12 protein-coding genes are annotated in these 11,443 nt (G+C 65.5%); 7 read left to right on the top strand and 5 right to left on the bottom strand.

Annotation, left to right across the window (positions count from 1 at the left end; all coding sequences use genetic code 11):
* Nucleotides 1-268 precede the first annotated feature (268 nt).
* The 4 genes from VK519_RS10380 to VK519_RS10365 all read left to right on the top strand — a co-directional run bounded on the left by VK519_RS10380 (nucleotide 269) and on the right by VK519_RS10365 (nucleotide 4,724).
* Entirely contained in the window at nucleotides 269-1,198 is a 930-nt protein-coding gene (locus VK519_RS10380) for an ABC transporter ATP-binding protein (protein ID WP_324349572.1), read from the top strand.
* Nucleotides 1,195-1,929 (top strand): ABC transporter permease subunit, encoded by a 735-nt coding sequence (locus tag VK519_RS10375; RefSeq protein WP_324349570.1) that lies wholly within the window; start codon nucleotides 1,195-1,197, stop codon nucleotides 1,927-1,929. Before VK519_RS10380 ends, VK519_RS10375 begins: the two co-directional genes overlap by 4 nt.
* The gene (locus VK519_RS10370) at nucleotides 1,926-3,779 is read left to right on the top strand and encodes a GldG family protein (RefSeq protein ID WP_324349573.1); all 1,854 of its coding nucleotides are present in this window, start codon (nucleotides 1,926-1,928) and stop codon (nucleotides 3,777-3,779) included. The genes VK519_RS10375 and VK519_RS10370 overlap by 4 nt, the downstream gene beginning before the upstream one ends.
* 96 nt (nucleotides 3,780-3,875) lie before the next feature.
* Nucleotides 3,876-4,724: a cytochrome c oxidase assembly protein gene (locus VK519_RS10365; RefSeq protein WP_324349568.1), complete on the top strand. Its 849-nt coding sequence runs from the start codon at nucleotides 3,876-3,878 to the stop codon at nucleotides 4,722-4,724.
* 43 nt (nucleotides 4,725-4,767) lie between these two features.
* Here the strand turns inward: VK519_RS10365 and VK519_RS10360 are convergent, their stop codons facing one another.
* Together VK519_RS10360 and VK519_RS10355 are read right to left on the bottom strand one after the other, a co-directional pair.
* The gene (locus VK519_RS10360; RefSeq protein WP_324349566.1) at nucleotides 4,768-5,220 is read right to left on the bottom strand and encodes a copper chaperone PCu(A)C; all 453 of its coding nucleotides are present in this window, start codon (nucleotides 5,218-5,220) and stop codon (nucleotides 4,768-4,770) included.
* Nucleotides 5,217-5,822 carry an SCO family protein gene (locus VK519_RS10355; RefSeq protein ID WP_324349564.1) on the bottom strand — a complete coding sequence of 202 codons (606 nt, stop codon included), beginning with the start codon at nucleotides 5,820-5,822 and terminating at the stop codon, nucleotides 5,217-5,219. Before VK519_RS10355 ends, VK519_RS10360 begins: the two co-directional genes overlap by 4 nt.
* 73 nt (nucleotides 5,823-5,895) lie before the next feature.
* Here VK519_RS10355 and VK519_RS10350 point away from each other — a divergent pair, with 73 nt between their 5' ends.
* Entirely contained in the window at nucleotides 5,896-6,279 is a 384-nt protein-coding gene (locus VK519_RS10350; protein WP_324349562.1) for a DUF423 domain-containing protein, read from the top strand.
* 1 nt (nucleotide 6,280) lies between these two features.
* Here VK519_RS10350 and VK519_RS10345 read toward each other — a convergent pair whose 3' ends face one another.
* From VK519_RS10345 to VK519_RS10335, 3 genes are read right to left on the bottom strand one after another with little or no spacing between them, the layout of a single operon-like run.
* Nucleotides 6,281-6,457 carry a type II toxin-antitoxin system antitoxin gene (locus VK519_RS10345; RefSeq protein WP_324349560.1) on the bottom strand — a complete coding sequence of 59 codons (177 nt, stop codon included), beginning with the start codon at nucleotides 6,455-6,457 and terminating at the stop codon, nucleotides 6,281-6,283.
* Nucleotides 6,458-6,461: 4 nt separating this feature from the next.
* On the bottom strand, nucleotides 6,462-7,331 hold the full coding sequence (locus VK519_RS10340) for an SPFH domain-containing protein (RefSeq protein ID WP_324349558.1): 870 nt from the start codon (nucleotides 7,329-7,331) through the stop codon (nucleotides 6,462-6,464).
* Between the two features lie 60 nt (nucleotides 7,332-7,391).
* Nucleotides 7,392-8,882, bottom strand: a complete 1,491-nt coding sequence (locus VK519_RS10335) for a transglutaminase-like domain-containing protein (protein WP_324349557.1) — start codon at nucleotides 8,880-8,882, stop codon at nucleotides 7,392-7,394.
* A gap of 141 nt (nucleotides 8,883-9,023) precedes the next feature.
* Here VK519_RS10335 and purT point away from each other — a divergent pair, with 141 nt between their 5' ends.
* The gene (gene purT, locus VK519_RS10330) at nucleotides 9,024-10,205 is read left to right on the top strand and encodes a formate-dependent phosphoribosylglycinamide formyltransferase (RefSeq protein ID WP_324349555.1); all 1,182 of its coding nucleotides are present in this window, start codon (nucleotides 9,024-9,026) and stop codon (nucleotides 10,203-10,205) included.
* An 86-nt stretch (nucleotides 10,206-10,291) separates the two neighbouring features.
* The coding region (locus tag VK519_RS10325; RefSeq protein WP_324349553.1) for a glutamate synthase-related protein at nucleotides 10,292-11,443 on the top strand (1,152 nt) is incomplete at its 3' end.

Below are 11,443 nucleotides of genomic sequence, written 5' to 3'. Positions count from 1 at the left end.
TGCAGGACAACCCGGCCGCGTCCGGCACGGCTGGCGCTCCGGCGTCCTCCGGCACCGCCGCGGCTCCCGCAGCCTCAGGCACCGCGGCGGCCCCCGCAGCCTCCGGCACCGCGCCGACGCAGCAGTAAGCGTCAAGCGCATGCTGCGAAAGAAAGGCTCCTCCGGGAGCCTTTCTTTTGCCCGGATGAACTTGCCGGTGCCTGTGTGTTCTTAGGACAGTAACCTGCAGTGTTACATTCGCGCTCAAACCAGGGGCCAGACGCGTCGCATGATCGAAACCGACCAGCTCACCCGTTGCTACGGCAGCCTTACCGCCGTCGACGCGTTGACCTTGCGGGCAGAGCCTGGCCAGGTGCTGGGCCTGCTGGGCCCCAATGGCGCAGGCAAGTCCACCGCCATGCGCATGATCGCAGGGTTCCTGACGCCTACGTCGGGTACGGCCCGCGTGTGCGGTTTCGACGTGCGCACGCAACCGCGCCAGGCGCGCGCGGCGTTGGGGTATCTGCCTGAAGGGGCCCCCAGCTATGGCGAGATGACGGTGCGTGAATTCCTCACCTTCGTCGCCCGCGTGCGCGGCATGACGGCCGATGTCATTTTTCGCCGCTTCGACGTAGTGGTGGGCCGCCTGCAGCTGGATGAAGTACTGGACGCCACCATCGCCACGCTTTCGAAGGGGTTGCGCCGCCGCGTCGGACTGGCCCAGGCCATCCTGCACGACCCTCCGGTGCTGATGCTCGATGAACCGACCGACGGACTGGACCCGAACCAGAAGCATGCCGTGCGCGCGCTCATCGACGCCATGGCCCGCGAGCGCACGATCCTGATCTCCACCCACCTGCTGGAAGAAGTGCACGCGTTGTGCAATCGCGTGGCGATCATCGCCAACGGGCGGTTGCTGGCCGATGCCACGCCGGCGGAACTGGAGGCCCGTTCGCGCTACCACGGCGCGGTGTCGTTCAGCGCGCCCGGCAGCGGCGTGTCGCAGGAGATGCTTGGCCGCTTGCCGGATGTCGCCTCGGTGGAAGTGGATCCGCTCGACGGCCGCGTTACCGTCTTCCCGCGCGAAGGCAAGGCGATCATGGAAGAAGTACAGCAGCTGCTGCGCATGCAGAACCTCGCCGTGACCGAAATCCAGCTCGAACGTGGACGCCTGGACGAAGTGTTCCGGCAGATCACCTCCGGTGCGAGGGCCGCATGAGCGCCATCATCGCCGTCGCCCGCCGGGAACTGGGCAGTTACTTCTCCACCCCGCTGGCCTACGTGTTCCTGGTGATCTTCCTGGTGCTGGCGGGATTGCTCACCTTCTACGCCGGCGATTTCTACGATCGCAACCTTGCGGACCTGCAGCCCTTCTTCGCCATGCATCCATGGCTGTACCTGGTGCTGGTGCCGGCGGTGGCCATGCCGCTGTGGGCCGAGGAATCGCGCAGCGGCACCATCGAGCTGCTACTGACCATGCCGTTGTCCACCACGCAGGCGATGCTGGGCAAGTTCTTTGCGGCCTGGGCTTTCGTCGCCATCGCGCTGGTGCTGACATTCCCGATCTGGATCACGGTCAATTACCTGGGTCGTCCGGACAACGGCGTGATCCTGGCAAGTTACCTCGGCAGCTGGCTGATGGCCGGCGCATTCCTGGCCATCGGCATCTGCATGTCGGCGGCCACGTCCAGCCAGATCATCGCCTTCCTGCTTACCGCCAGCGTCTGCTTCCTGTTGCTGTTGGCCGGGCAGTCACAGGTGCTTGATTTCTTCCAGGACGCGGTATCGCCGCGTTTGCTCGGTGCACTGTTCTACATGTCGATCACCCGGCATTCGGAGGCGATCGCGCGCGGCGTGCTGGATTTCCGCGATGTCATCTATTTCGTGGCGACGATCCTGGCATGGCTGACGGCCGGCGTGATCCTGCTCGATTACCGGCCGGCGCGATGAAGCTGATGCACCTGATCGCCAACCGGCGCCTGCGGGTATGGTTGGGCCTCATCGCCCTGGCCGCGCTGTTCATCCTGGTGGTCCTGGTCAGTGGAAGGACCATGCGCACGGCACGGATGGACCTTACCGCCGATCACCTCTACACGCTTACGCCGGGCACGCTCAGCATCATCGACAGCGTGGAGCAGCCGATCCAGCTCACTGTGTATTTCTCCGACCACGCCACGCGCAACCTGCCGCAGATCCGCAGCTACGAGCAGCGCGTGCGCGAAATGCTGCGCGAGGTCACCGCGCGCAGCCACGGGCGCATCCGCCTGCGGGTAGTCGATCCGGTGCCTTATTCCGACGATGAGGACACCGCCGAAGGTGCCGGCCTGAACGCCATGAGCGGCGGCAGCAACGGCGAGCGCGTGTTCTTTGGCCTGGTGGGCCGGCGCCTGGCCGATACCGCGGTGAACGACACGTTGTCCCTGCCGTATTTCGATCCGGCCCGGGAGGCTTTCCTCGAATACGACGTGGCCAAGCTTGTGTATGAACTCAGCGGCCGCACGCGCCCGGTGATCGGCGTGATGTCGAGCCTGCCGGTCAACGGCAATCCGCTGATCGGTGAAGAGCCCTGGACGGTGGTGCGGCAGATGCGCCAGTTGTTCGACGTGCGGATGATCGACGCAAGCAGCCTGAAGGCGATCGACCCGGCGATCAAGGTGATGATCCTGATCCATCCCAAGCACCTGGGCGACGAAGCGCTCTATGCGTTGGACCAATATGTGCTCCGCGGCGGCCGCCTGCTGGTATTCGTCGATCCCCTTGCCGAGATGGACAATGCGCCCTTCGTCGACGCCAACGGCGTGGCCGACGACCACCAGTCGTCGTTGCCGCGGCTGTTCGCCGCCTGGGGCGTCGACTACAACGCCGACCAGGTGGTGCTGGACCGGAGCCAGTCGTTGCCGATCGAACTGGGCGGCCTGAGCGTCAACCATCCGGCGATGATGTGGCTGGGTGCGCAGAACCTCAGCCATGACGACGTCGTCACCGCCAGCCTGCAGCGGGTGGCCGTGTCCACCGCCGGGCACTTCGAGCTTGCCCGGGACAGCGACAGCACCCTGCTTCCGCTGATCCAGAGTTCCAACGAGGCGATGCTGGCACCGGTTACGCGGGTGCGCGATGCCGGCGGTGATCCATCGACGCTGCTCATCAACTACACCCCGGGCGACGAACACTACGTGCTGGCCGCGCGCGTGCGCGGTACGTTCCACACCGCCTTCCCCGAACGGCACGAGCAAGGCCACCTGGACCACGCCGCCGCCCCCAACGAGGTGCTGCTGGTGGCCGACACGGACCTGCTTTCCGATCGCCTGTGGCTGGAGACGCAGAACGTGCTGGGGCCGCAAGTGGTGCAGGCCTTCGCCAATAACGGCGATTTTGTTTCCAACCTGGTGGATAACCTCAGCGGTTCGTCGGCGCTGCTATCGATCCGCGGACGAGCCGGTTCCCAGCGGCCGTTCACGCGGGTGGAGGGATTGCGCGCGGAGGCCGACCAGAAATACCTGACCAAGAAGCGGGAGCTGGAGCGCGAACTGTTCGAGACCCAGCGCCGGGTGGCCGAACTGCAGCCGGGCAAGGGTGGTACCGCCAGCGCCGAGCAGAAGCACGAACTTGAGAAATTCCTGCAGCGGAAGCTTGCCATCAGCAAGGAACTGCGCGACGTGCAGCACCAGCTCAATGCCGAGATCGACGCATTGGGCCTGCGGGTTAAATTCGTCAACATCGTGCTGGTGCCGGCCCTGGTGGCGCTGGCAGGTTTGCTCTATGGCTGGCGCCGGGGGCGCCGTACCCGCCGCCGGAACTAGGGCAATCGGTCGCATCGCCGCGGCGCAGCGTGCCGCAGGCGCTATCCTTGGGCAGCCGCATGCGGTTGCCAGGCCCGCGAGGAGACACCCGACGTGATGAAGTGGATCGATCCCTGGGAATTTTCCTGGACGTTCCTCGTGCTGTTCGTCGGCGCCGCGGTGCTATACCTGCGCGGCACCCGCCATCGCCGTCCGTCGGCCTCGCGCCAGGTGTCGTTCTGGACGGGCATGGCGCTGTTCTACTTCGCCATGCACACCTATTTCGACTACTACGCCGAGCATGAATTCTTCATGCATCGGATCCAGCAGGTATTGCTGCACCACCTGGCGCCATTGCTGGTGATTGCCAGTTACCCGGGCACGGTACTGCGCGAGGGTTTGCCCGTGCGTGCGCGGGCCCTCCTGCGGCGGCTGGAGGCGTCCTTGCCCTTCCGGGCGGTGTACGCGCTGCTGCTCAATCCCACTTTCGTCACGCTGTCCTTCGTGGCACTGATCCTGGTCTGGCTGATCCCGTCGATGCAGACACTGGCCATGCTGGACTGGCGCATCTACCGCGCCATGAACTGGTCCATGGTGTTCAGCGGCCTGGCGTATTGGTGGCTGGTGCTCGATCACCGCCCGCATCCGCCCGGACGTATGACGGCCGGCATCCGCGTGCTGTCGCCGGCATTGACCATGACACCGCAGATCGTTGCCGGCGCCATCGTCACCTTCTCCAGGACCGACCTCTACCCGATCTTCGAGATCTGCGGGCGCGCGTTTTCGATGAATGTGCTTACCGGCCAGCTGATCGGTGGCGTGATCATGTGGGTGCCCGCGGCGATCATCGAGTCGATCGGCGGCCTGCTGGCACTGCGGCAATGGTTGCGATTGTCGCGCTCCGGACGCCTGCCACGGCGTACCGTGGTGGCGCGCGTGGCCCGCAGGGCGCCCAACGCGGGGTAGGGCGTTCAATTCCGGTGGCGCTGGGAATGGCCTTCCGAACGCGCTACAGGGCGTTGGCGGGCCGTGCCTGGAAGGTGACGTCCTTGTGGCTTCCGTCGGAGAAGCCCAATGTAAGCACCACGGTATCGCCCGGCACTACGGCGGGCTTGGCGTGCATCAGCATCAGGTGGTACGCGCCGGGTGAAAGTCTGGCGCTGCCGTGGGCGGGAATCTCGAGCTTGTCGACCGTTTCCATGCGACCCATGCCGCCCTCGGTGCTGCTGCGGTGGAGCATTGCCTGGCCGTAGCGGGTGCTTGATGCGCCGGTGAGTGCCACGGCGTGGTCGCTTGCGTTGGTGAAATTGACAAAGGCTCCGGCGGGCAGGTCGCCCGGCAGCACGCGGATCCAGGCATTGCTTGCGGTGACCGCATCCGCGTCGCCGGCGACGGCGGTACCTGCGATCAGCAGCCAGCCCGCGGCAACCACGGCGGCAAGCAGGGAAGGGCGGGACGTCATGCCTTGGCTCCAAGGTCGATCAACAGGGAAAGGTCGTGCACCATGTCATCCTGCGAGGCGGAAGGCGTGGCAAGCAGGCGTGCCTTGCCGTCGCGGTCGAAAAGGTAGATGGCCGAACTGTGGCTGACGTCGTATGCGCCATCGCCCTTGTCCGGTTCGCGTGTGTAGGCCGAGCGCAGGCGCTTGGCCAGGGCCTCGATGTCCTTGTCCGGCCCGACCAGGCCCACGGCACGCTTGTCAAACGCGTTGACATACGCGTGCATGGTTTGCGGCGTGTCCCGGGCCGGGTCGACGCTGACGAACAGGATGCTTACGTTGTCGGCTTTCCCGCCCAGCCGCTGCATGACCACGTGCAGTTGGGCCAGGGTGAGCGGACAGACGTCGGGACAGTGCGTGTAGCCGAAATACACTAAAAGCACCTTGCCCCGGTAGTCGGCGTCGGTGACGGACTTGCCGTTGTCGTCGGTGAGCTTGAACGCGAGGTCGGGCAGATGGCCGCTGACGTCCGTCAGCCGCCACGCCGGTTGTGCGTCACGGTGGCAACCCGCCAGAAGGGCGAGGGTGAATCCGAGGGCCAGCACCCAGGCCCGTGGCAACTTCATGCGAAACTCCGCCCTTGCGATCCGATGAAGGATACGCCATGGCATCCCGGCCATGGCCAAGGAACCTGCCCCTATGCGACAACCTGTCCCCATTTCACTGGCTGTCCTGGTAGCCGTGGCCGGCGCCAGTGGCGTCATCTGCGGCGCCTTCGGCGCGCATGCGTTGCGCGGCGTCGTGGACGACCATGCCCTGGATATCTGGCGCACGGGCGTTGATTACCACTTGTGGCACGCGCTGGCGCTGGGCGTGGCCCTGGCGGGCGGAGCGGGGCCTTGGCGCACCGCGGCTGCCTGGCTCTTCTTCGCAGGCGTGGTGCTGTTCAGCGGCAGCCTGTACGCGCTGGCGCTTGGGGCGCCGCGGCTCATCGGCGTGGTGACGCCCTTCGGCGGCGTGGCCTTCATCGCCGGCTGGATCGCACTGGCGGTATCGATGAAAGCCCGGGCCGACCACACATAGCTTATGCGTCGGCCGGATCGTCGGGGGCTTTCATCCGGCCGCTCTTGCGCAAGGCCTCGCGCAGGACATACTCGATCTGTGCATTGAGGCTGCGCAATTCGTCGTCGGACCAACGCTGCATGGCCTCAAGGACCACGGCGCTGACCCGCAACGGATAGGCTTTTTTCTCCGACGCCACCGGACTAGCCGTACAGCGTGCCGGTGTTCACCACCGGCTGCGTCGAGCGGTCGCCGCACAGTACGACCAGCAGGTTCGACACCATCGCCGCCTTGCGCTCTTCATCCAGTTCCACCACGCCCTGCAGGCGCAACTGGTCCAGGGCCATCGCCACCATGCCTACGGCGCCCTCGACGATGCGGCTGCGCGCCGCGACGATGGCGCTGGCCTGCTGCCGCTGCAACATGGCCTGGGCGATTTCCTGCGCGTAGGCGAGGTGGCTGATGCGCGCCTCGATCACCTGCACGCCGGCCTTTTGCAAACGGGCCTCGATCTGTTCACGAAGGTGGTTGTTGATCTCGTCACCGTGGCTGCGCAGGGACGGCGTGCCATCGTCGTGCGTGTCGTAGGCATAGCTCTGGGCCATCTGGCGCAGGGCCGATTCAGTCTGGATGTGCACGAAATTCTCGTAGTCATCCACGCAGAACACGGCTTCGGCGGTGTCCACCACCTGCCACACCACCACCGAGGCGATCTCGATCGGGTTGCCGTTCTTGTCGTTGACCTTCAGCCGGCCGCTTTCGAAGTTGCGCACCCGCAGGCTTACCGGGCGGCGGCTGTAGAACGGGTTGGTCCAGCGAAGGCCCTCGATGCGCGCGGTGCCTGCGTACTTGCCGAACAACTGCATCAACTGGCCCTGGTTGGGTTGCACCTGGAACAGGCCCTTGCCCAGGAACGCGACCAGCGCGAAAACCACCATGCCAGCCACGGGCTGCATGGGCATGGCTGGCGTGGTGGCTCCATGGATGATGAGGCTCCCCGCCACGATGGCGAGCAGCAGCAAGCCGATGACCACCGGGATCCCGGCGACGGAAAACGAAGTACGTTCGTTCATGGTGGTTTTCTCCCTTTGTGGGAGAATTTGATATCAAAACGATATCAGATGCAAGTGCCCTTAGCGCATGCCGCTGCCCGAGGGCGCCGCCGGCGCGGAATCGGCGATCGGCATGGTGTCCATGATCCCGTCCAGCGGCGTGGCGCGGTCGATGCGGATGTTGCCCAGGAGCGCCATGGCCGTATAGAACTTCCATGGGTCGCCGTTACCGGTGGCCAGCGCAATGTGCGTGCTGTCGAAGCGGCGCAGTGCCGCGTCGTAGCTGCGCCAGCGTCCTTCGACCCAGGCCTGCATCCATGCATGGGGCACGAACACGCGTGAAGCCCCGCCGTAACGGGTGGCGTAGACCACGCCGGTGACCACCCGCGCAGGGATGCCCAGCGAGCGGGCCAGGGCCGTCAGCAGCACCGCGTTTTCCGTGCAGTCGCCATGGCCGCTGCGCAGGGCTTCGAGCGCCGAAGCATAGCCCACGTCCAGGCCGTGGCTGTCGATGTGCTCGGACACGAATGTCCGCAGGCGCCGCATGCGCTGCAGGTTGGAGCCGGCCTCGCCCACTGCGGCAAGCGCCGCGGCATGCAGTTCCGGCGATGTCGATTGCAGCCAGGCGTTGGCGGCGGTGTCGTCATCGGTGGGTGGCGCCTCGTTGCCGCGCTTGCCCACGCCGATATCCAGGGCATAGAGGTCGGTGCCAATCTGGGTGACCGATTGCTCGTCGGTCTGGATCAGCTCGCCCCGGGCGCTGCCGGTAACCTTCACCAGGTAGCGCATCGGCGTTTCGCGGAGGTTTTGCGTCATCGGCCGCGGCGCATCGATCATCGCCAGGCGCAGCACGTCGATATCCTGGTCCGGCGCCATCGCGCAGGCACGGTCGCAGGCCACCATTTCCATGTGGAAGCCCAGGAAAGGTGTCATGCCGCGCCTGACGTAGGCCTGGTCGTCGACCCAGAGGTCCATCACCTGTTCACCGCGTGTCAGGTGCAGGGTTTGCCGAAGGTGGTGAAGGCGCTCGCGGCCGCCGGGCAGGTCCACCATCTCCGGGCCGATCACGTCCATCGCCACGTCGATGGCCGAACGGGAATTCGGGTCGAAATTGCGCATGGTGTAGCGCGTGCCGGGAATGAACCCGCGGGCAAGCATGGTGCGCCGCTGGCCTTCCGCCAGCTGTGCGCCGGAGGGCCAGCCAAGCGTGTCCTGCTGCACCTGTCCGCCCACGCTGGTGGTGACATCGAACAGGCCATCGGCGCGGCGCGATCCATGGCTGCCGCTGGTGACCTTGGACATGCCGGTTTCGGTACTGAAGGCCAGCGGCTGCGCAACGGTGTCCTCCACGGCCGTGGTGGTGGAGGACAACGCCAGCGGCTGTCCGGCCCGCGAAATGCGGATGGCCAGTGCCTGGCGGGTGGTGAGGGTGTCGCCTTCGTGGTTGCGGGCGATCTCCATATGGCCGATCTTGCGGCCATCGAGCAGCACACTCATCCAGGTGTCCTGCGCGTAGAGCGCGGGACTCAGGCACACCAGTACAACGACTATCAAACCGCGTCGCATGGCCATGGCTTTCACCGGATTTTCGTGGGGACGTGGTTGCACTTAACTCCCGCCAAGGCTGCGCGTCAATAGCCACTTCAGTGGCTTGGCAAAGGCCAATCCCGGGCCGGCCCGTTAGAATGGCCAGGACCTGCACCGGAGTTGCCGATGAAGCCCTTTGCCACCCCCCATTCCCCGCATGCCTTGCGCGTGCTTTTGCTCGGTTCCGGGGAGCTGGGCAAGGAAGTCGCCATCGAGTTGCAACGCCTTGCGGTGGAAGTGATCGCCGTGGATCGCTACGCGAACGCACCGGCGATGCAGGTGGCCCACCGCAGCCATGTGATCGACATGCTCGATGGCGCGGCATTGCGCGCGGTGATCGAGGAAGAGAACCCGGACCTGGTGGTGCCGGAGATCGAAGCCATCCATACGCCCACCCTGGTGGAGCTTGAAAAACAGGGCCTGAAAGTTATCCCCACCGCGCGCGCGGCATGGCTCACCATGGACCGCGAAGGCATCCGCCGCCTTGCCGCCGAGGAACTGGAGCTGCCCACCTCGCCCTACCGTTTTTGCAGCACGCGCGAGGAATATCTTGAAGCGGTCCAGGCACTGGGCACGCCATGCGTGGTGAAGCCGGTGATGAGTTCGTCGGGCAAGGGGCAGAGCGTGGTGCGTACACCTGCCGATGCCGATGCCTCGTGGGAGTACGCGCAGTCCGGTGGCCGCGCGGGCAAGGGGCGGGTGATCGTCGAGGGTTTCATCGATTTCGATTATGAGATCACCCTGCTTACCGTGCGCCACGCCGCAGGCGTTGCCTATTGCGCGCCGATCGGCCATCGCCAGGAAGACGGCGACTACCGCGAGTCGTGGCAGCCGCAGGCGATGAGCCCGAGGGCACTGGCCGAGGCGCAGCGCCAGGCCGGGGCGATCACCGGCGCGCTGGGTGGTTGGGGTGTGTTCGGCGTGGAATTCTTCGTGCGGGGCGACGAGGTGATCTTCTCCGAAGTAAGCCCGCGGCCCCATGACACGGGTCTTGTCACCCTCATTTCCCAGGACCTCTCCGAGTTCGCGCTGCATGCGCGCGCGATCCTCGGCCTGCCGGTGCCGGCGATCCGGCTTTATGGCCCGGCCGCTTCCTGTGCGGTGCTGGTGGAGGGCGACGGTGTCGCGCCGCGCTACCACGGCATCGCCCAGGCGCTGGCGGAGCCCGATACGATGGTCCGCATCTTCGGCAAGCCCGAGGTCCATGGCCGCCGCCGCATGGCCGTTACCCTGGCGCGTGGCGACACCCCGGAAGATGCCCGCGACAAGGCGGTGCGCGCGGCAGGCTCGATCAAGGTCGAGCTCTAGCCCGCCATTCAACGTCGACGGACAATGGGGGTCAGAGTGAATACTCTGACCCCTAACGCATAGGCGCCACCCCCAGGAAAGCGAGCATGGAACAGGTCGGATTCGCACATTGGCTTATCGTGGTGGTGGAGGTTGCCGCTGCCGCCATCCTGCTTGCCATGGCCCTGCTGGTGATGGTCATTGCCGTCACCTGGGTGGTCGACCGCAACCAGACCGCCAACGCGGTGTTGCGCAACTATCCGGTGATCGGGCACTTCCGCTACGGCTTCCTGAAACTCGGCGAATTCTTCCGGCAGTACCTCTTCGCCATGGACCGCGAGGAAATGCCCTTCAACCGGGCTGAACGCACGTGGGTGTACCGGGCGGCGAAGAACGTGGAAAACACCGTGGCTTTCGGTTCCACGCGCGACCTGCGTGCCGAAGGCGTGCCTTTCTTCGTCAACGCACCGTTTCCGGAACTTGACGTCGGGCACGTGGAGCCACGGCCGACCACCATTGGGCCGTATGCGCGCGAGCCTTATTCCCATGCGGCGTTCTTCAATATCTCGGCCATGAGCTTCGGAGCGTTGTCCGCCCCGGCGGTCAGTGCCCTGTCACGCGGCGCGGCCAAGGCCGGCATCTGGATGGACACCGGCGAGGGCGGCCTGGCGCCTTATCACCTTGAAGGCGGCTGCGACATCATCTTCGAGATCGGCACCGCCAAGTACGGCGTGCGCAACGCCCAGGGCTTGCTCGATGACCAGCGCCTGCTCGAGGTGTGCGCGCACAACCAGGTGAAGATGGTTTCCATCAAGCTGGGCCAGGGCGCCAAGCCGGGCCTGGGCGGACTGTTGCCGGGAAGCAAGGTGACACCCGAGATCGCCGCCATCCGCGGTATTCCCGTGGGCCAGGATTCACAGAGCCCGAACCGGCACATCGACATCGGCAGTGTTGTGCAGCTGATGGATGCCATTACCCATATCCGTGACCTTACCGGCAAGCCCGTGGGCTTCAAGGCGGTACTCGGCGACGTCGACTGGATTCGTGAGCTGTGCGACGAGATCTGGAAACGCGGCATCGAAAGCGCGCCTGACTTCATCATCGTGGACGGGTCCGAAGGCGGCACGGGCGCGGCGCCGCAAACCCTGATGGAAGGCGTCGGCCTGCCGTTGCACGAATCATTGCCTGCGCTGGTGGACGTGTTGCTGGCCAAGCAACTGCGCGAACGGATCAAGGTGGTGTGTTCGGGTAAATGCATT

The sequence above is a fragment of the Pinirhizobacter sp. genome, from assembly GCF_035317885.1.
Taxonomy (GTDB): Bacteria; Pseudomonadota; Gammaproteobacteria; order Xanthomonadales; family Rhodanobacteraceae; genus Pinirhizobacter.
This window is presented reverse-complemented; position numbering and strand designations above follow the sequence as displayed.